This window comes from Pseudomonas sp. LS.1a (assembly GCF_022533585.1).
Lineage (GTDB): Bacteria > Pseudomonadota > Gammaproteobacteria > Pseudomonadales > Pseudomonadaceae > Aquipseudomonas.
In genome coordinates this window covers 5,343,359-5,362,992 of sequence record NZ_CP092827.1, presented here as the reverse complement: position 1 = coordinate 5,362,992, position 19,634 = coordinate 5,343,359, and the positions used below count along the sequence as shown (strand labels likewise).

The 19,634-nt window shown below is 64.0% G+C and carries 13 protein-coding genes; 3 read left to right on the top strand and 10 right to left on the bottom strand.

The window, feature by feature from the left end:
* Nucleotides 1-13 precede the first annotated feature (13 nt).
* The 6 genes from selO to betI form a co-directional block, all read right to left on the bottom strand.
* Nucleotides 14-1,474: a protein adenylyltransferase SelO gene (gene selO, locus MKK04_RS24665; RefSeq protein WP_241106059.1), complete on the bottom strand. Its 1,461-nt coding sequence runs from the start codon at nt 1,472-1,474 to the stop codon at nt 14-16.
* A gap of 180 nt (nt 1,475-1,654) precedes the next feature.
* Nucleotides 1,655-4,963 carry a mechanosensitive channel MscK gene (gene mscK / locus MKK04_RS24660; protein WP_241106058.1) on the bottom strand — a complete coding sequence of 1,103 codons (3,309 nt, stop codon included), beginning with the start codon at nt 4,961-4,963 and terminating at the stop codon, nt 1,655-1,657.
* Between the two features lie 35 nt (nt 4,964-4,998).
* Nucleotides 4,999-6,741 carry a potassium/proton antiporter gene (locus tag MKK04_RS24655; RefSeq protein WP_207828321.1) on the bottom strand — a complete coding sequence of 581 codons (1,743 nt, stop codon included), beginning with the start codon at nt 6,739-6,741 and terminating at the stop codon, nt 4,999-5,001.
* Between the two features lie 265 nt (nt 6,742-7,006).
* Complete coding sequence (betA, locus tag MKK04_RS24650) at nt 7,007-8,704, bottom strand: choline dehydrogenase (RefSeq protein WP_075046623.1); 1,698 nt, start codon at nt 8,702-8,704, stop codon at nt 7,007-7,009.
* A 78-nt stretch (nt 8,705-8,782) separates the two neighbouring features.
* Nucleotides 8,783-10,255: a betaine-aldehyde dehydrogenase gene (gene betB / locus MKK04_RS24645; RefSeq protein ID WP_025340943.1), complete on the bottom strand. Its 1,473-nt coding sequence runs from the start codon at nt 10,253-10,255 to the stop codon at nt 8,783-8,785.
* A 39-nt stretch (nt 10,256-10,294) separates the two neighbouring features.
* Nucleotides 10,295-10,951, bottom strand: coding sequence for a transcriptional regulator BetI (gene betI / locus MKK04_RS24640; protein ID WP_016712476.1), 657 nt, complete (start codon nt 10,949-10,951; stop codon nt 10,295-10,297).
* Between the two features lie 532 nt (nt 10,952-11,483).
* On the opposite strand from betI, the gene MKK04_RS24635 reads away from it, so the two are divergent.
* Nucleotides 11,484-13,430 carry a BCCT family transporter gene (locus tag MKK04_RS24635; protein WP_233688161.1) on the top strand — a complete coding sequence of 649 codons (1,947 nt, stop codon included), beginning with the start codon at nt 11,484-11,486 and terminating at the stop codon, nt 13,428-13,430.
* 175 nt (nt 13,431-13,605) lie between these two features.
* Here the strand turns inward: MKK04_RS24635 and MKK04_RS24630 are convergent, their stop codons facing one another.
* The 4 genes from MKK04_RS24630 to gpmI all read right to left on the bottom strand — a co-directional run bounded on the left by MKK04_RS24630 (nt 13,606) and on the right by gpmI (nt 18,757).
* Nucleotides 13,606-14,373 carry a divergent polysaccharide deacetylase family protein gene (locus tag MKK04_RS24630; protein WP_207828332.1) on the bottom strand — a complete coding sequence of 256 codons (768 nt, stop codon included), beginning with the start codon at nt 14,371-14,373 and terminating at the stop codon, nt 13,606-13,608.
* An 8-nt stretch (nt 14,374-14,381) separates the two neighbouring features.
* Nucleotides 14,382-15,698 carry a S41 family peptidase gene (locus MKK04_RS24625; RefSeq protein ID WP_233688153.1) on the bottom strand — a complete coding sequence of 439 codons (1,317 nt, stop codon included), beginning with the start codon at nt 15,696-15,698 and terminating at the stop codon, nt 14,382-14,384.
* A 78-nt stretch (nt 15,699-15,776) separates the two neighbouring features.
* On the bottom strand, nt 15,777-17,081 hold the full coding sequence (locus MKK04_RS24620) for a murein hydrolase activator EnvC family protein (protein WP_241106057.1): 1,305 nt from the start codon (nt 17,079-17,081) through the stop codon (nt 15,777-15,779).
* 140 nt (nt 17,082-17,221) lie between these two features.
* Nucleotides 17,222-18,757 carry a 2,3-bisphosphoglycerate-independent phosphoglycerate mutase gene (gpmI, locus tag MKK04_RS24615; protein ID WP_207828336.1) on the bottom strand — a complete coding sequence of 512 codons (1,536 nt, stop codon included), beginning with the start codon at nt 18,755-18,757 and terminating at the stop codon, nt 17,222-17,224.
* Between the two features lie 207 nt (nt 18,758-18,964).
* Here gpmI and MKK04_RS24610 point away from each other — a divergent pair, with 207 nt between their 5' ends.
* A complete protein-coding gene (locus MKK04_RS24610; protein ID WP_063912038.1) occupies nt 18,965-19,378 on the top strand; it encodes a rhodanese-like domain-containing protein in 414 nt (137 codons plus the stop codon).
* Nucleotide 19,379: 1 nt separating this feature from the next.
* On the top strand, nt 19,380-19,634 hold the full coding sequence (gene grxC, locus MKK04_RS24605) for a glutaredoxin 3 (RefSeq protein WP_063912037.1): 255 nt from the start codon (nt 19,380-19,382) through the stop codon (nt 19,632-19,634).

Genomic DNA, 19,634 nt, shown 5'->3' with positions numbered 1-19,634 from the left:
GGTTCGGAGTTGGTCAGGAGGAGCAGCTGATTTCCAGGTGCTTGCCCCATTCCGGCGGTCGCTCGGCATAGTCCTGCATCCCGGCCTGCTCCTCGAACGGGCGGCTCAGCACTTCATGCAGCCGTCGCACTTCACTGTAATCCCCCGCTTCGGCCGCTTCGATGGCTTTCTGCGCCAGGTAGTTGCGCAGCACGTACAGCGGGTTCACCGCATGCATGCGCTCACGGCGCCCTTCGGCATGATTCGCTTCGCGCTCGCAGCGGGCCAGGTAGTCCGCCCCCCAGGCATCGAAACCGGCCAGGTCGATGAAGTCGTCGCGCACCACCTTCAGCGCCTCGGTGACAGGCTGATCACCCAGCTTGCGGAAGAACAGGTTGTAGTCCACACCACCGCTCTGCATGCGCTGCAGCAGGCGTTCTACAAGCGCCATGTCGTCCTCTTCTGCGGTGGTCAGGCCCAGGCGCCGGCGCATCAGGTCCAGGTAGTGTGCCTGGTACAGCGGCAGGAACAGGCCCAGCGCCTCCTTGAGCGGTTCGACTTCGATCACCGTGGTCAGCGCCTGGGCCAGCGCACTGAGGTTCCAGTGGGCGATCGGTACCTGGTTGGCGTAGCTGTAGCGACCACGGTCGTCGGAGTGGTTGCAGATGAAGTTGGCGTCGAAGTCGTCGAGGAAGGCGTACGGGCCGAAGTCGAAGGTGATGCCGAGGATCGACATGTTGTCGGTGTTCATCACCCCGTGGCAGAAACCATAGGCCTGCCAACGGGCGATCAGCTCGGCATTGCGTTCGACGATGGTGCGGAACATGGCCAGGTACGGCTGCTCGGCATCGCGGCATTCGGGGTAGTGCTGCTCCAGCACGTGGTCGATCAGCACGCGTTGCTGTTCCGGCTGCCTGGTGTAGTAGAAGTATTCGAAATGCCCGAAACGCACATGGCTCTGCGCCAGGCGGGTGAGCATGGCCGCGCTTTCGCGGGTTTCGCGCCACACCGGGGTGCTCGAGCCGATCACGCACAATGCCCGGCTGCTGGGAATGCCCAGGGCGTGCAGGGCCTCGGAGGCGAGGAACTCGCGGATCGACGAGCGCAGCACGGCGCGGCCGTCGCCCATGCGCGAGTAGGGCGTCTGTCCGGCGCCCTTGAGGTGCAGGTCCCAGTGCTCGCCCTGATCATTCAGCACTTCGACCAGCAGCAGCCCGCGGCCATCACCCAGGCGCGGGTTGTAGGAGCCGAACTGATGGCCGGAATAGACCATCGCCCGCGGATCGGCCTCTTCCCATAGCTTGTGGCCGCTGAACAGCTCGGCGAAAACCGGCAGCTCTGCCTGGGCCGGGTCGAGATCGAGCAAGGCCATGGCCGACTCGCTCGCTACCACCAGGCGCGGGTCTGCGATGGGTTCGGGCAGGACCTGGGTGGAGAACGCATCGCCCAGGCGGGCGAAGCGATTGTCGAAGGTGAGTTGGTCGAGGGCTTTCACGGGGCCGGCTCCAGAAATTGATTGGCTGGGGCCGCTTTGCGGCCCTTCGCGGGCTTGCCTGCTCCCGCAGGGATTGCACCGCTCTCAGGGGCAGCGGTGGCCCTGTGGGAGCGGGCGAGCCCGCGAACGAGGGCAAAGCCCTCGCAGGGGTTCTGCACAGAATAAAGTATTCGCGCCCGTTCAGGCCGAAGCAGTGCCATCCGGTTTCGGCTGTTCCACAGGAATCAGCTGCTGTTTGCCGCCCTTCGGATCCATCAGGAACACCTCGACCTGGCGCACCGAGATCTTGATGTTGTGCGCCTTGAACTCGCGGTTGATGTAGCGGTTGATCTCGTCCAGCGTCGGGTTGCGATCGCCCAGGTCCCGCACGTGCATGCGCAGCTCGTGGTCCAGCGAGCTCTCGCCGAAGTTGAGGAAGTACACGATCGGCTCCGGGTCCTTGAGCACGCGTGGGTTTTCGTGGGCGCCCTTGAGCAGCAGGTCGCGCACCAGGTCCAGGTCCGAGCCATAGTCGATGCCCAGCTTCAGCGTCACCCGGGTGACCGTGTCGGTCAGCGACCAGTTGATCAGCTGGCCGGTGATGAAGGTCTTGTTGGGGACGATGATGTCCTTGCGGTCGAAGTCGGTGATGGTGGTGGCGCGGATGCGGATCTTGCTCACGGTGCCGGACAGGTTGCCGATGGTGATGGTGTCGCCAATCCGTACCGGGCGCTCGAACAGGATCATGATGCCGGAGATGAAGTTGGCGAAGATCTCCTGCATGCCGAAGCCCAGGCCCACCGACAGCGCTGCTACCAGCCACTGCAACTTGTCCCAGCTCACCCCGAGGGTGGACAGGGTACTGACGATGCCGACCCCGACGATGACATAGGACAGCAAGGTGGTGGTGGCGTACGCACTGCCCTGGGCCAGGTTGAGCCGCGACAGCACCAGGACTTCGAGCAGGCCGGGCAAGTTGCGTGCGAGCGCGAAGGTGATGCCGATGATGACCAGCGCACCGAGGAAGTCGCCCAGGCTGATCGGCACCATGCTGGCGGTGGCGCCGGTGCCGCTGGTGTATTCGTAGAGGACGAAGTTGTTGAGGTAGGCGAACACCGAGATCAGGTCTGACCACACCCAGTACAGGCCGGCGATGAAACCGCCAAGCAAGGCCAGGCGGATCAGACGCAGCGACTGCTGGTTGACCTGTTCGATGTCCAGCGTGGGTTCTTCGGTGATGACTTCGCCATCCAGCCCTTCCTTGGCCGCCGCCCGCTTGCTCAGCGCACGCTGGTAGGCCAGGCGCCGTGCCGCCACCGACAGGCCACGCACGAACGCGGCTTCGATCACCAGCCAGAACAGCAGCAGGTACAGGGTGTAGATCAGCCGGTCGGTCAGTTTCAGCGCGGTGTAGTAGTAGCCGAAGCACACGGCCACGAACAGGGCGATGGGCAGGGCGGTGAAGGCCACGCCCACGGCCTTGCGGAACAGCGAGGTATCGCGGTGCGCCGGGCTGCTGAGCAGCAGGCGGCTGAGCAGCCAGGCCATCAGCGCGTAGCAGGCCAGCACCACGCCGATGCCCAGCACATCATCGGCCAGCGCCGAAGGCTGATGTTCGGCTACCGCCACCACGCCGACCAGCGCCAGTACCACGGTGCCCAGGCGGCGCACCCAGCCGCGCAGGAACTCGACCTGCGGCTTGTGCCAGCGGAAGTGGATTTCCGCCACGCCGCCGGGAGCAAGGATGCGGTAGGCGGTGTAGAACACCAGCCAGGCCTGGGCCAGTTGCCAGAGGGCGGCGCCGAGGTTGGCGTTCTGCCCGCGCGCGTCTATCTGCAGGGCGTAGCTGCACAGGGCCAGGCCCAGGCTGACCGGCATCGCCAACAGGATGTTGATGAGGATCGCCTGAGGCGTGTGCCACTGGCTGTCGCGGCGGAAGTGGCCGATGTCCTGGTGCACCTTGCCCAGCCTTTGGTACAGGTACGTGCGGCGCCACAGCAGGGCGCCGATCACCAGCAGCAGCGGCAGGAACAGCAACGGGCGTTGGCTCAGGCCGTCGGCCAGCTCCTTCAGGCCCGAGCCCCACGGCAGGTTGGCCACCTGGTCGGCCAGGCGTTCCGGCACATAGCGCAGCCAGTCCCAGTCCAGCGGCTTGTTGCTGGGGATCCAGAACATTTGCTCGTCGAGGGTAGTGCGCAGGCTCTGGGCAGTGCCCAGCAGCTGCTTCTGGTTGAGCTGCAGGGTGATCGATTCGTTGAGCAGTGCCGACAGCTCGCGGTTCAGCCGCTCCAGCAGGTCGCTGCGGGTAATCGCCACTTCCAGCAGGGCTTTGCGCAGCTGAGGCGTCACCTCTTCCTGCGGTTGGGCGGCCAGCAGCTTGTCGACGTAGGTGGCCGGGCTGCTCATCTGCTCGCGTTGCTGGTTGACCTCGAACTGGTACAGGCGGGTGTCGGCGATCTGGTCGGCCAGGTCACGGTCGACCTTCAGGTGCGGCAGGGTCTGCTTTTGCTTGTACAGGATCTTCGACAGCAGCAGGCTGCCCTTGAGCACATTGATCTGCTCGTCCAGTGCCTGGTCGGCCTGGGTCAGGCTATCCAGTTGCTGCTTGGTGCGCAGGTTCTGCTGGGTCAGTTCGTTGAGGCGGTCGGTGCTTTTCAGCAGGTAGTCGGAGAGCTTGAGGTTGACCGCGCTTTCGGTGGCCAGCAGGCTGCTGCCGCCGGCTTTCTGGGCCTCGATCGACTGCTGGGTGACGGCTTCCTGGGATTGGGCCAGGCGCTTGTCGTTGATCAGGGTCTGCAGGTCCTGGATTTCCTGCTCCAGGCGCGCGGCGCGTTCGATCAGCAAGTCGTGGCGGGCGTTGCCCAGGTCTTGCAGCAGGCTGTTGCCGGCCAGCTCCTGGCGGCGCAGCAGGGTCAGCGCGTTGAGCGAGGCCAGTTCGGCATTGAGCTGGTTGCGCTGGTCGGCGTTGATCTGTTTGCCGGCGTCCTTGCCTGTCTTGAGGATGTTGTTGATCTGCTGGGTGCGCGCCTGGCTGTTGCTGATTTCGGCTTGGGCGCGTTCCGGGCGGGTCTGCGAATTGATGATCAGGCTGTTGGCTTCGGACAGTGCCTTCTGCAGCTCTCCCTGCTGGGTGCTGCGTTCGCTGAGCATCTGCTCCAGTTGCGGCACGCTGAGGCTGGCATAGCGCTGGGCCACCGGCTGTGGCTTGCTTTCCTTGAGCCTTGCCAGTTCGCGCTGGCTGTCGCTGGTTTCTTTTGGCGCACCAGCCAGCTGCTGCTTCAGCGCGGCGAGTTTCTTCTCGTTGTCTTCCTTGCTGGCGAGCAGGCTGAGGGTTTGTTCCAGCACCTGCTGCAGGGCTTTCTGCTCGGCCTCGGGTAGCTTGCGCTCGGCGATCTTGTCGAGGCTGTTCTGGATGCTGGCGGTGGTCGGGGCTTCTGCTGCCGTGGCTGCAAAAGAGAGAGACAGGCACAGCCCGAGCAGGGCTGTGCGGAGGTACACGCACAGGGACATAGGCAGACTACTTGTGGATCCGGCAGAAACGAAGTTTAGAGGAACAATCCTGGTCCGGGTCGCGTTCCTTCGGGGAATCTGACGCCTACTTTCTGGATCTTGTTCCCGTCCATGGTGGCCACGGTCCAGATCGTGCCATGCCATTCGACCTGGTCACCTACTACTGGAGCGCCTCCGACCTTCTGTCGGATGAACTGGGCCAGCGGCATTTTCGCGTCCAGGCCGTCGAGTTTCAGGCCGTACAACGCTGCCACCGCACCCAGTTCGGCATCGCCTTCGAGCACGAAGTCGCCAAAGAAGCGCAGGTCAAGGCCGCGTTGTGGCGCCTGGCTGAACAGTTTGCCCAAGGCCGGCAGGTTGTGCTCGTGGCCGATCACGCAGAGCATGTCACCCACTTCCAGCACGGTGCTGCCCGAGGGGTGCAGCAACTGCTCGCCCCGGAACAGCGCGGCGATCCGCGTGCCTTCGGGCATTTTCAATTCGCGCAGGGCAGCGCCGATGCACCATTTTTCGGCGCCCAGGCGGTAGACGAACAGTTCCCACTCGCTGGTGATGTGCACTTCCAGGGCGGAGCGGGAGATTGGCGCCGGGTCTGGCGGTACCGTCACTTTCAGCAGCTTGGCCATCCACGGCAGGCTGGTGCCTTGCACCAGCAGCGACACCAGCACGATGAAAAAGGCCAGGTTGAAGAACAACTGGGCGTCCGGCAGGCCGGCCATCAGCGGGAACACCGCGAGGATGATCGGCACCGCACCGCGCAGGCCGACCCAGGAAATGAAGGCCTTTTCACGGCCGTGGAAGGCCTTGAACGGTAGCAGGCTGGCGACCACCGACAGCGGGCGTGCCACCAGGATCATCCATAGCGCCAGGCCCAGTGCCGGCAGGGCGATGGGCAGCAGGTCGTGGGGCGTGACCAGCAGCCCCAGCACCAGGAACATGCCGATCTGCGCCAGCCAGGCCATGCCGTCGAGCATGTGCAGGATGCCGTGGCGACTGCGGATCGGTTTGTTGCCCAGCACCAGGCCGCACAGGTACACGGCAAGGAAGCCGCTGCCGTGCAGGGCGTTGGTCGCCGAGAACACCACCAGGCCGCCGGCGATCACCAGGATGGGGTACAGGCCGCCAGCGAGCTTGATGCGGTTGACCAGTTGCAGCATCAGCCAGCCGCCGCCCAGGCCCAGCAGCCCGCCGATGCCGAACTCGCGTAGCAGGTGGGTGAGCAGGCTCCAGTGCAGGCCGGTCTGGCCGCTGGCGATCATGTCGATCAGGGTGACGGTGAGGAACACCGCCATCGGATCGTTGCTGCCCGACTCGATCTCCAGGGTGGCGGTGACCCGCTCGTTGAGGCCTTTGCCGCCGAGCAGCGAGAACACCGCCGCGGCGTCGGTGGAGCCGACGATGGCGCCGATCAGCAGGCCCTGGATCAGGCTCAGGTCGAACAGCCAGGCGGCGACCAGGCCGGTGAGGGCGGTGGTGATCATCACGCCGATGGTGGCCAGCGACAGCGCCGGCCACAGCGCCACGCGGAAGCTCGCCACCCGCGTGCGCAGGCCGCCGTCGAGCAGGATCACGGCCAGGGCCAGGTTGCCCACCAGGTAGGCGGTCGGGTAGTTGTTGAAGATGATGCCGCCACCATCGACCCCGGCGACCATGCCGACGGCGAGGATGATGACCAGGATAGGGATGCCCAGGCGCGACGACAGCGAGCTGACCAGGATACTTGCGCCCACCAGCAATGCGCCGATCAGGAACAGGCTGTTGATGGTGCTTGCATCCAAGGGCAGGTACTCCGGGGACAGCGGGGGGAGGGGACTTGATAGCATGTCGCTAGCAGGTCGCGTGCCAAATGATTCTAACCTGATGAATTGGCAGGCTGTAAAGCGTTTCTGCAGATGAAAAAAAGGCACCGCGGTGGGTGCCTTTTATGGTGTTGCCTGGGCGGGCCCTTTCGCGGGTGAACCCGCTCCCACAGGTGCTGCACGGTTTCCAGACCTGTGCAAAGCCTGTGGGAGCGGCTTTAGCCGCGAAGAGGCCGGTACAGGTTTACGCCTGCTTCACTTCACGCATCGGCTTGCCCTTCACCGGTGCATCGCCCGCCACGTAGTACTTGGCAGTGCTGCGCGGCAGCGGCTTGCGGCCACGGATCTTGTCCGAAATCTTCTCGGCAATCATGATCGTGGTGGCGTTGAGGTTGCCGGTGATGATCAGCGGCATGATCGACGCATCGACCACGCGCAGGCCCTTCATGCCATGCACGCGGCCTTCGCCGTCGACCACTGCCATGTCGTCGGTGCCCATCTTGCACGAGCAGGACGGGTGGAAGGCGGTTTCGGCGTGCTCGCGGATGAACTTGTCCAGCTCTTCGTCGGTTTGCACGTGTGCGCCCGGGCTGATTTCACGGCCACGGTACGGGTCCAGTGCCGGCTGGGCCATGATTTCACGGGTCAGGCGGATGCCGTCACGGAATTCCTGCCAGTCCTGTTCGGTGGACATGTAGTTGAACAGGATGCTCGGGTGTTGGCGCGGGTCCTTCGACTTGGCCTGGATGCGGCCGCGAGCAGGCGAGCGCATGGAACCCATGTGCGCCTGGAAGCCGTGTTCCTTCACGCCGTTGGAGCCGTTGTAGTTAATGGCCACCGGCAGGAAGTGGTACTGAATGTTCGGCCACTTGAATTCAGGGCGGGTACGAATGAAACCACCGGCCTCGAACTGGTTGCTGGCGCCGATGCCGGTGCCGTTGAACATCCACTCGGCACCGATGGCCGGCTGGTTCCACCACAGCAGCGACGGGTACAGCGAAACAGGCTGGGTGCAGGCGTACTGCAGGTACAGTTCCAGGTGGTCCTGCAGGTTTTCGCCAACGCCAGGCAGGTCGTGCACCACCGGGATGTCGAGGCTTTCCAGCAGGGCGCGCGGACCGACGCCGGAGCGCTGCAGCAGCTGCGGCGAAGCGATGGCGCCGGAGCTGACGATCACTTCCTTGCGGGCGCGGGCTTCAACGCGTTCTTCGCTGTCACCGACCAGGTAGGTCACGCCAATGGCGCGCTTGCCGTCGAACAGCACGCGGTCAGTCAGGGCGTGGGTGACGATGGTCAGGTTCGGGCGCTTCTTGGCCTGGTCCAGGTAGCCACGGGCGGTGCTGGAACGGCGGCCGTTCTTGGTCACGGTACGGTCCATGGGACCGAAGCCTTCCTGCTGGTAGCCGTTGAGGTCTTCGGTGCGCGGGTAACCGGCCTGCACGCCGGCTTCGACCATGGCGTGGAACAGCGGGTTGTTGCCCGCTTTTGGCGTGGTCACGCTGACCGGGCCTTCGCCGCCGTGATAGTCGTTCGGGCCGATGTCGCGGGTTTCGGCTTTACGGAAGTACGGCAGGCAGTCCAGGTAGGTCCAGTCTTCCAGGCCTGGCAGTTCTGCCCAGCCGTCGAAGTCCATGGCGTTACCGCGGATGTAGCACATGCCGTTGATCAGCGACGAGCCACCCAGGCCCTTGCCGCGGCCACATTCCATGCGGCGGCCGTCCATGTACGGCTCCGGGTCGGTTTCGTAAGCCCAGTTGTAGCGGCGGCCCTGCAGCGGGAAGGCCAGGGCGGCCGGCATCTGGGTACGGAAGTCGAAGCGGTAGTCAGGGCCACCGGCTTCCAGCAGCAGTACGGTGACGCCGGCGTCTTCGGTCAGGCGGGTCGCCAGGGTGTTACCGGCAGAGCCGGCACCGACGATGATGTAATCGAATTCTTGGGACATGAAAGTACCCTCGTGTTGGCGGTGATCAGGGAGCGGGAACGCCCGTGCGCAGTGGCACGGGCGGGGCCGTACAGGGCCTTAGAAGACCGAGTTGTAGCCGCCCAGCTCGACCTGGACCGACTTGATGCGAGTGTATTGCGCCAGCGAGCTGACGCCGTTCTCACGGCCGACACCCGACTGCTTGTAGCCACCGACCGGCATTTCGGCCGGCGATTCGCCCCAGGCGTTGATCCAGCAGATACCGGCTTCCAGCTTGTGGATGATGCGGTGGGCGCGGGTGATGTCGTTGGTGCACACACCGGCGGCCAGGCCGTATTCGGTGTCGTTGGCGCGACGGATGACTTCTTCTTCGGTTTCGTAGGTGAGGATGCTCATCACCGGGCCGAAGATCTCTTCCTTGACGATGGTCATGTCGTCGGTGCAGTCGGTGAACACGGTCGGGGCCACGAACGCGCCCTTGGCGAAATCACCGGCGGTCAGGCGCTCGCCACCGCACAGCACGCGGGCACCTTCTTCCTTGCCCTTGGCGATGTAGCCGAGCACGCTTTCCATGTGCTGGAAGCTGACCAGCGGGCCGAAGTTGGTGTTTTCGTCTTCCGGGTTGCCAGCGCGGATGCGGGCAACGCGCTCGACGATCTTGGCCTCGAAGGCAGCCTTCATTTCAGCCGGGATGAACACGCGGGTGCCGTTGGTGCACACCTGGCCCGAGCTGTAGAAGTTGGCCATCATGGCGATGTCGGCGGCCTTGTCCAGGTCGGCGTCGGCGCAGATGATCAGTGGCGACTTGCCGCCCAGTTCCATGGTGACTTCCTTGAGCGACGAGCTCGAGGCGCTGGCCATGACCTTCTTGCCGGTGGTGGTGCCGCCGGTGAAGGAGACTTTTTCGATGCGTGGGTGTTCGGTCAGCCAGGTGCCGACTTCGCGGCCGCTGCCGGTCAGAACGTTGAACACGCCGTTTGGCAGGCCGGCTTCGGTGTAGATCTCGGCCAGTTTCAGGGTGGTCAGCGAGGTGACTTCCGACGGTTTGAAGATCATCGCGTTGCCGGCGGCCAGGGCCGGGGCGGATTTCCACAGGGCGATCTGGATCGGGTAGTTCCAGGCGCCGATACCGGCGGTCACGCCCAGCGGCTCGCGGCGGGTGTAGACGAAGGACGATTCACGCAGCGGGATCTGCTCGCCTTCGATGGCCGGAACCAGGCCAGCGTAGTACTCCAGCACGTCGGCGCCGGTGACGATGTCGACGTAGCGGGTTTCCGAGTACGACTTGCCGGTGTCCAGGGTTTCCAGCATGGCCAGCTCGTCGTTGCGCTCGCGCAGGATCTCGACGGCGCGGCGCAGGATGCGCGAACGCTGCATGGCGGTCATCGCGGCCCAGACTTTCTGGCCACGCTCGGCGCTTTCGACGGCCTTCTCGACGTCAGCCTCGGTGGCACGTTGCACGTGGGCGAGGACTTCGCCGGTAGCCGGGTTGATGGCTTCGAAGGTGGCATCGCTGCCAGCGTCGACGTAAGCGCCATCAATGTAGAGTTTTTGCGTTCCGAAACGGGCCATAGTGTCCTCGCAAGTGCAGTGTGTGGTTTGGCTTGCGCGTCACGCTCCTGCCGGGTTGGCAAGGGCCGTGCGCGGTTGTTCAGCGGCCTGGTCGTTTGTACCCAGGGTGTGCTGTTTAGCCAGTTGTAGATCCATGTATTCGTAAGCAATCCGTATCGCCTGGTCGGTGTCGAATGCATCACCCGACAGGGCGCCACGCAGCCACAAGCCGTCGATCAACGCCGCCAGGCCGCGGGCTGCCTTGCGCGCATGGTAGAGCGGCAGGGCGCGGCGGAACTGGCAGCACAGGTTGGAATACAAGCGGTGGTCGTTGATCCGCTGCAACCTGTGCAAATCGGGCTGGTGCATGCTGGAAGCCCAGAAGGCCAACCAGGTTTTCATCGCCGGGCCGTTTACCTGGCTGGCATCGAAGTTGCCCTCGATGATCACTTTCAGGTGGGCGCGCGGGCTGTCGTCTTTCAGTGCCTGGCGACGTGCTCTGACACCTTCGTTGAGCATGTTCATGATGTAACCCATCGTCGCTGCGATCAGGCCGTTCTTGTCCCGAAAGTAGTGACTGATGATGCCGTTCGACACACCGGCCAAACGGGCAATCAGCGCAATGCTGGCGTCACCCAGTCCGACCTGATCGACCGCCTGCAACGTGGCTTCGATCAACTGCTGGCGGCGGATGGGTTGCATACCGACCTTGGGCATCTTGCTATCTCCTCAGGCCTGCGAGCAGACGACGGGCGGCTGACTCGGCGAAGGCCAGTCTATTTTGTTTTGATTGAACGTTCAATCAATAAAGAATAAGCTCTGCGACAATTTGTGCCATTGACAGTTTTTCAGGCGGTCGAGAAGGCATGGATTGACACCCCAGGAAATCGCGTAACCCCCGGAATACAAGGCGTTGACGGGCATGAGCGATGCGAAATGCAGATTCTGCCGTGCGGTCATGGACCCTGCGGCGGGCCCTTGGAGCGGGCGGGTGATCTGTGACGAATGCGCGCACCTCGGCTGAGGCGTGGCATTTGCAGCAGGCCACCTGTCTGTTTTTTTGCAACGTATCGATTCGGGATCACGGTTTCCAGGGTGCTTTTATAACACCTGATGCAGTGGGGATATTCCACCAATTGCTCGGGAAAGACTGATTAGCCTCCAAAGCCGCACTGCCCGGAGCATTCGTGCAATGAGTTCTGCCTCACTTACCAACCCTCCGGCCGAGAGGGTACGGGTCAACCGCGTGGTGTTCTTCACCTCCGCGCTGATGATCCTCGTTCTGACTGCCTTGCTTATCGCTGTACCCGAAACCGCCGGCCAAGTGCTGGGCGTGGCCCAGAAATGGCTGACGCGCACCTTCGGCTGGTACTACATGCTGGTAATCGGCGGTTACCTGCTGTTCGTCATCTACCTGGCCTTCTCCGACTACGGCAAGCTCAAGCTTGGCGGCAAGGATGACCAGCCCGACTTCAGCTATGGCGCCTGGGCCGGCATGCTGTTCTCCTCCGGTATCGGCATTTCGCTGCTGTATTTTGGCGCTTCCGAGCCGCTGGACCACTACTTCAACCCGCCAGAAGGCACCTCTGCCAGCCTCGACGCCGCGCGTCAGGGCCTGCAGCTGACCTTCCTGCACTGGGGCCTGCACGGCTGGGCGATCTACGCCCTGGTCGGCCTGGCCGTGGGTTACTTCGCCTACCGTCACAACCAGCCGCTGGCCCTGCGCTCGGCACTGTACCCGCTGGTTGGTGAGCGTTGGGTCAAGGGCGCTGCCGGCAATGCCGTGGACATCTTCGGCATGTTCGTCACGCTGTTGGGCCTGGTGACCAACCTGGGCATCGGCTCGATGCAAGTGGCCTCCGGCCTGGAATACCTGTTCGGCATGGACCACAGCAAGACCAACTTGCTGGTGGTGATCCTGGTCATGGCCGGCGTTGCCACCGTGGCGGCGGTCTCGGGTGTGGAAAACGGCATTCGCCGCTTGTCCAACCTGAACATCGTGCTGTTCAGCGGCCTGTTGATCTTCGTCCTGCTGGGCGGCGAAACCCTGCACCTGCTCAACGGCTTCGTGCAGAACATCGGTGACTACCTAAACGGCATCGTGCTGAAAACCTTCGACCTCTACGTGTATGAAGGCGAAGCCGGCAAGTCCGAGCGCTGGCTGGGCCTGTGGACCGTGTTCTACTGGGCCTGGTGGATCTCCTGGGGCCCGTTCGTCGGCATGTTCATTGCCCGTATCTCCAAGGGCCGCACCGTGCGCCAGCTGGTCAGCGGCGTGCTGCTGATCCCGCTGGGCTTCACCCTGGCCTGGCTGTCGATCTTCGGCAACACTGCGCTGGACCTGGTGATCAACCAGGGCGCCGTGGAACTGGGCAAGACCGCCCTGGAGCAGCCGTCGATGTCGATCTACCAGCTGCTGGAATACTTCCCGGCGGCCAAGATCGTGATCGGTGTAGCGGTGTTCGTCGGCTTCGTGCTGTTCCTCACCCCGGCCGACTCCGGCGCGGTGATGATGGCCAACCTGTCGTGCAAAGGTGGCAAGGTCGACGAAGACGCCCCGCACTGGATGGTGGTGTTCTGGTCGGTGGTCATCACCCTGGTCACCATCGGCCTGCTGTTCGCCGGTAACTTCGAAGCCATGCAGACCATGGTGGTGCTGGCGGGCCTGCCGTTCTCGGTGGTGCTGGTACTGTTCATGTTCGGCCTGTACAAGGCCATGAAGCAGGATGTGGCGGTGGAAAGCGAGCGCGCCGAGCTGGCCGCCCGTGGCCGTCGTGGCTTCAGTGAGCGCCTGACCCAGCTGGAGCTGCAGCCGACCCAGGCCGTGGTGCAGCGTTTCATGGACAAGCATGTCAGCCCGGCGCTGAAAGAAGCCGCCGCGCAGCTGCAGACCTTGGGCTTCGAGGTGGAAACCCGGGTTGGCCAGTCGCGCAACACGATGGGCCTGCGGGTGATGATGGAAGAGGGCAACCCGTTCGTCTATGAAGTGAGCCTGGACGGTTACCTGGCCGCACCGAGCGAAGCGCCGGTGGAAGGCGAGCCGGAAGTGCGCCAGCGCTTCTATCGTGCCGAGGTGTACCTGCACGATGGCAGCCAGGAGTACGACCTGATGGGCTTTGCGCCAGAGCAGATCGTGCGTGATGTGCTGGACCAGTTCGAAAGCCACCGCCAGTTGCTGGGGCGTGTGTATAGCTGATCGCTGTTGAGGCAAAAGAAAACCCCGCTCACCCGAGCGGGGTTTTTTGTTGGGGCCGCTTTGCGGCCCTTCGCGGGCAAGCCCGCTCCCACAGGGTTGTCACTGGCCTCGAAACCTGCGCGATTCCTGTGGGAGCGGGCGTGCCCGCGAAGGGCTGCAAAGCAGCCCAGGTTTCTCAGCGATTGGTGTAGCGGCCATTCTTGCCATGCCCCGGCATCGCCTGATTGCTGCGCACGGCAATCATCTGCTTGAGCCTGATCAACTCGATGCCCTGGCTCCTGAGCCTTGGCAACTCCCGTTCCAGCACTTCCAGAGTCTGTGGATAAGGATGCCCGATCAGCACCGCCGACCCCTGCCTGCGCGCCAGGGCGATGCCCTGCTGCAACTGCCCGGTAATCGCTTCAGTGGTGCGCACATCATCAAGGAACACATCACGCGAAACGTGGGCCAGGCCGATGCGCTGGGCTTCGGCTGCGGCCACGGTGGCGGCGCTGGTACGGCTGTCGACGAAGAACAGGTGACGTTGCTGCAGCTCACCCATCAACCAGGCCATGGGCTCACGCTGCGCCGTCATGCGGCTGCCCATGTGGTTGTTGATGCCGGCGGCGTACGGCACCTTGGCCAGGGCCGCGTCCAGGCGTTTGGCCAGCTCTTCGATCGGCGTGCCAGGGTGCCAGGCATAGGGCCCGGTGGCCGGGTCCATGGGCATGTGCAGGATTACCGTCCTGCCGGCCTTGTGCGCCTGGCGGGCGAAGTCGGTGGCATGCGGGGTATCGGGCATGATCGCCATGGTCACCGGGCCGGGCAGGGCCAGGGTGCGGCTGTCACGCTCGCTGCTCTGGCCCAGGTCGTCGATGATGATGCTCATGTAGGCCTTGCCGGCCGGCGCCGCTTGCGCGACCCCGGCCATCAGGCTGAACAGCAGACACAGCAGATAACGCATGGGGTGGATCAGTCGCCCTTGGTGATGTTCAGGCCTTTGAGCAGGCTCAGGGCCTGGCTCAGCTGGAAGTCGTTATCCTGCGGGCGCTCCTTGCGCTTGCCGCTGCCAGTCGGGCGGTCGGCGCCGCCGTTGCCGTTGCCCAGGTGGCCTTGCAGGTCGGCTTCCTTGAAGTTTTCGGTGTCGGCTTCGGCGGTGAGCTTGGCCGGGCGCACTTCGATGTCGGGGACGATGCCCTGGGCCTGGATCGAGCGGCCGTTGGGGGTGAAGTACAGCGCGGTGGTCAGCTTCAGCGCACGGTCGTTGGCCAGTGGCAGCACGGTCTGCACCGAGCCCTTGCCGAAGCTGTCGGTGCCCATCAGCACGGCGCGTTTCTGGTCTTGCAGGGCGCCGGCGACAATTTCCGAGGCCGAGGCGCTGCCGCCGTTGATCAGCACGACCAGTGGCACGCCGTTGCTGGCGTCGGCCGGGTCGGCCGAGAAACGCAGCTCGGAGTTGGCAATGCGGCCCTTGGTGTAGACGATCAGGCCCTTGGTCAGGAAGTGGTCAGCCACTTCCACCGCCGACTGCAGCACGCCGCCCGGGTTGTTGCGCAGGTCCAGCACCACGCCGCGCAGCTTCTTGCCGTTGTCCTTGCGCAGCTTGGCCAGGGCCTTGCCGACTTCGTCGCCGGTCTTGACCTGGAACTGGGTGATGCGGATGTAGCCGTAGTCGTTCTCCAGCAGCTGGCTCTTCACGCTCTTGACCTGGATGACCGCGCGGGCCAGGGTCACGTCGAAGGGGGTGCCGCCGTCGCGCACCAGGGTCAGGGTGATTTTCTCGCCGACCTTGCCGCGCATCTTGTCGACCGCTTCGGTCATGGTCTGGCCACGGGTCGGGGCGCCGTTGATCTTGACGATCAGGTCGCCGGCCTGCACGCCAGCACGCGAGGCCGGGGTGTCGTCGATAGGCGAGACCACCTTGATGAAGCCGTCTTCCTGGCCCACTTCGATGCCCAGCCCGCCGAACTCGCCGCTGGTGCTTTCCTGCAGCTCCTGGAAGTCTTCGGGGCCGAGGTACGCCGAGTGCGGGTCGAGGTTGCTGAGCATGCCCTTGATGGCATTTTCCAGCAGGGTCTTGTCATCCACCGGCTCTACATAGGCCGCCTTGATGCGGTCCATGACCTCGGCGAAGGTGCGTAGCTCTTCAAGCGGCAGTGGCGCCTTGGCGGTCACCTCGGTGGCCGGTACTGCGGCTGGCTTGGCCGGCTCCGCGGCAGTAACCAGGGGCGCGCCGACCGCCAAGGCGATGGACAGGGCCAGCTGGGTGAGGCGAGGCGAGTGCAGCATGTCGAACGAACTCCTGATCCTGGAAGCGCTCCCTGGGGAGCATCGGCGCAGCCCGCAGGCTACGCCGTAGAAATTTGACTAGCCCCGGCACCACTGCGAAGGGTCGGTAGGCCGGCCCTGCTGGCGGATGGCGAAGTACAAGCCGGCAGCATCCTGGCCGCCGCTGTCGCCAACGGTGGAAATGGCCTCGCCGGCCTTGACGATATCACCGGCGCTCTTGAGCAGGCTCTGGTTATGGCCGTACAGGCTCAGGTAACCGTTGCCGTGGTCGAGAATGACCAGAAGCCCGGCACCGCGCAACCAGTCGGCGAACACCACGCGTCCGCCGTGCACGGCACGTACCTGGGTGCCCGGGTTGGCGCTGATCATCACCCCGTCCCACTTGGCGCGGGCATCGCTGCCGCGGGCATCACCGAAGCGTGCCAGCAATCGACCATTGACTGGCCAGGGAAGTTTTCCCCGTGCGGCAGAAAATGCGCCGCCGTAGCTCGCGCCGTCGCTGGAAACCATCGGGCCCAGGGTGGTGCGGGCCTTTTTCGGCGGCTCCACCGGTTCGCGGGCCTGTTCGCGGGCGGCAGCGGCGGCCAGGGCTTCCTGCTGGCGGCGTTTTTCCGCTTCCTGCTGGGCCAGCAAGGCCTTCTTGCGCGCTTCTTCGGCCTCGCGGGCCTGGCGGGCGAGGGTTTCCTCGATGGTCTTGAGTACTTTGGACAGGTCGGCCTGGTCCTGCTCGCGCGACTGCAGCTTCTGGTCGCGGTCCTTCATGTCGCTGTTGAGCTTGGCCAGCACCTGTTGGCGCTTGCCGCGCTCGGTTTCCAGGGACTGGCGGCGGCTGTCGAGGTCGGCGCGCTGGGCCAGCAGCTGTTGCTGCTGGGTGGCGATTTCCTGTTCGACGTTGGCCAGTTGGCGCAGGGTCTCGTTGAAGGTGCGCAGTTGCTCCAGGCGCGCCTTGCTCAGGTAGTCGTAGTAGGTGAGGGTGCGGGCGAACTTCTCGGGGTTCTGCTGGTTGAGCAGCAGCTTGAGGTATTCCTCGCGGCCATTCTGGTAGGCCGAACGGGCCTGGATGGCGATCAGTCGCTGTTGTTCAACGCGGGCGCTCTGGAGTTTTTTTTTCTCGGTATCAAGGCGCTCCAGCTCGCCCTCGGTCTTTTTTAGTTCTTGCTGCAGGGCCTCCACCTGCTTTTCGAGGTTGCCGATATCGGTCTCGGTGGCTTTGAGGTCCTTTTGCACACCGGCCTTTTCTTCCTGGAGCTTGCCCAGCGTCTTCTTGAGCTCGGCAATGTCCTGGCGAGTGGCGTCCAGTTGCTGCTGGGTCTGCGCACGCTCATCGGCAAAGGCCGGGCTGAGCAGGCAAGACAGGGCTAGGAGGATCAGGGCGCGAAGCATGGGGTTTGGCGTACCAAGGATGGAGACTGGCCTAGTATGCCCGCCCGGGCGGGCAAAAAAAACGCCTCGCTGCAGGTGCAGAGGGGCGTTTGTCTGGAATTCATGAGCAAAGGGGCTGCAAAGCAGCCCCATACTCAGAATCAGGCGTCGACCAGGATGGACGTACCGGTCATTTCCACCGGCTTTTCCAGCCCCAGCAGCTTCAGCATGGTCGGCGCCACATCGGCCAGCACGCCGCCTTCACGCACCTTGACGTTGCGCTTGCCGACATAGATGAACGGCACCGGTTCGGTGGTATGTGCAGTGTGCGCCTGGCCGGTGCACTCGTCTTCCATCTGCTCGACGTTGCCGTGGTCGGCGGTGATCAGCGCTTCGCCGCCGACCTTGTCCAGTGCTTCGACGATGCGCCCGACGCAGCCATCGAGGGCCTCGACGGCCTTCACCGCAGCTTCGAACACGCCGGTATGGCCGACCATGTCGCCGTTGGCGTAGTTGACCACGATCACGTCATAACGCTGCTGCTCGATGGCCTCGACGATGCGGTCGGTCACTTCCGGCGCGCTCATTTCCGGCTGCAGGTCGTAGGTGGCGACCTTCGGCGACGGGATCAGGATGCGCTCTTCGCCTTCGAACGGCTCTTCGCGGCCACCGGAGAAGAAGAAGGTGACGTGGGCGTACTTCTCGGTCTCGGCGATGCGCAGTTGGGTCTTGCCGTTCTTCGCCAGGTACTCGCCCAGCACGTTGTTCAGGCTGGCCGGGGCGAAGGCGGCAGGGGCCGGGATCTTCGCCGAGTACTGGGTCAGGCCGATGTAGGCCGCCAGTTGTGGCAGGCGCGGGCGCGGGAATTCGTTGAAGTCGGCTTCGACGAACACGCGCGACAGTTCGCGGGCACGGTCGGCGCGGAAGTTCATGAAGATCACCGCGTCGCCGTCTTCGACCTTGACTGCATCACCGATACGTGTGGCCTTGACGAACTCGTCGCTCTCGTCGCGGGCGTAGGCCGCTTCCAGGCCAGCCAGGGCGGTGTCGGCGGTGTATTCGGCAGCGCTGTCGACGATCAGGTTGTAGGCGGCGCTGACGCGGTCCCAGCGGTTGTCGCGGTCCATGGCGTAGTAGCGGCCGATCAGGCTGGCGATGCGGCCCTTGCCCAGCCTGGCAAAAGTGGCGTCGAGCAGTTCGATGGACGACTGCGCGCTGCGTGGCGGCGTGTCGCGGCCATCGAGGAAGGCGTGCAGGTAGATCTTCTCTGCGCCGCGCTGCGCGGCCAGTTCAGCCATGGCCACCAGGTGGTCCTGGTGGCTGTGTACGCCGCCATCGGACAGCAGGCCGAGGATGTGCACGGCCTTGCCGGCACTGGCTGCCTTGTCCACGGCGCCGGTCAGTACCGGGTTCTCGAAGAACTCGCCGTCGCGGATGGCCTTGGTCACCCGGGTGAAGTCCTGGTACACCACGCGGCCGGCGCCGAGGTTCATGTGACCGACTTCGGAGTTGCCCATCTGCCCGTCCGGCAGGCCGACATCCATGCCAGAGCCGGAAATGAGGCCATGCGGCTGGCTGGCGCGCAGGCGGTCATAGACCGGTGTGTTGGCGGCATAGATGGCATTGTATTCGGGGCTTTCGCTGTGGCCGAAGCCATCCAGGATGATCAGGACCAGGGGTTTGGGCGTACTCGTCATCAATCAAACTCACGGTTGTTCAAAGATGATAAAGACACGCATTTTAGGGCAAATGCGCCACCGGCGGCGAATATTCGTCCCATTCCCCCGACCGGCGCGCACGTGCCAGCAATGTGCAGGTGGCTTTGCCGCCGGCCCGCCGGGCTTTGGTGGCAATAAGGGGCTGTGTATACTGGCCGGCATTTTCAATCGCGTGGAACACCCCAGATGGTTGCTAACCTGATTCAATTTGCGACAAACCACTACATCCTGGTGGCGATCTTCGTTGTCTTGCTGGTCGCGCTGCTGGTCAACGAAATCCGTCGCGGTGGCCAGAGCCTGAGCAACGGCCAGCTGACTGCCCTGGTCAATGCCGATAAAGCCCTGGTCATCGACATCCGCCCGGCCAAGGAATACTCCGCCGGTCACATTGTCGGTGCGCTGAACATCCCGCAGGACAAGCTGGCCAACCGCATGACCGAGCTGGACAAGCACAAAGAGAAGACCCTGATCGTCGTCGACTCGATGGGCCAGCAGTCCGGCACCATCTGCCGCGAGCTGCTCAAGGCTGGTTACAACGCCGCCAAACTGAGCGGTGGCGTTTCCAGCTGGAAAGCCGATAACCTGCCCCTGGTGAAGTGATATGAAGCCCGTCATCGTCTATTCCAGCGACTACTGCCCCTACTGCATGCGCGCCAAGCACCTGCTCGAGAGCAAGGGCGTGGCCTTCGAGGAAATCAAGGTCGACGGCAAGCCGCAGGTTCGTGCCGAAATGAGCCAGAAGGCCGGCCGTACATCGGTGCCGCAGATCTGGATCGGCAGCACCCATGTCGGTGGATGCGATGACCTCTATGCCCTGGAGCGTGCCGGCAAGCTCGACGCGCTGCTGGCGGCCTGA

Coding starts and splice junctions, on each gene's coding strand:
- MKK04_RS24625 (WP_233688153.1), bottom strand. CDS start 15,698: ATGCTGCACTCGCCTCGCCTCACCCAGCTGGCCCTGTCCATCGCCTTG.
- grxC (WP_063912037.1), top strand. CDS start 19,380: ATGAAGCCCGTCATCGTCTATTCCAGCGACTACTGCCCCTACTGCATG.
- MKK04_RS24620 (WP_241106057.1), bottom strand. CDS start 17,081: ATGCTTCGCGCCCTGATCCTCCTAGCCCTGTCTTGCCTGCTCAGCCCG.
- mscK (WP_241106058.1), bottom strand. CDS start 4,963: ATGTCCCTGTGCGTGTACCTCCGCACAGCCCTGCTCGGGCTGTGCCTG.
- betA (WP_075046623.1), bottom strand. CDS start 8,704: ATGTCCCAAGAATTCGATTACATCATCGTCGGTGCCGGCTCTGCCGGT.
- betB (WP_025340943.1), bottom strand. CDS start 10,255: ATGGCCCGTTTCGGAACGCAAAAACTCTACATTGATGGCGCTTACGTC.
- betI (WP_016712476.1), bottom strand. CDS start 10,951: ATGCCCAAGGTCGGTATGCAACCCATCCGCCGCCAGCAGTTGATCGAA.
- gpmI (WP_207828336.1), bottom strand. CDS start 18,757: ATGACGAGTACGCCCAAACCCCTGGTCCTGATCATCCTGGATGGCTTC.
- MKK04_RS24610 (WP_063912038.1), top strand. CDS start 18,965: ATGGTTGCTAACCTGATTCAATTTGCGACAAACCACTACATCCTGGTG.
- MKK04_RS24630 (WP_207828332.1), bottom strand. CDS start 14,373: ATGCGTTATCTGCTGTGTCTGCTGTTCAGCCTGATGGCCGGGGTCGCG.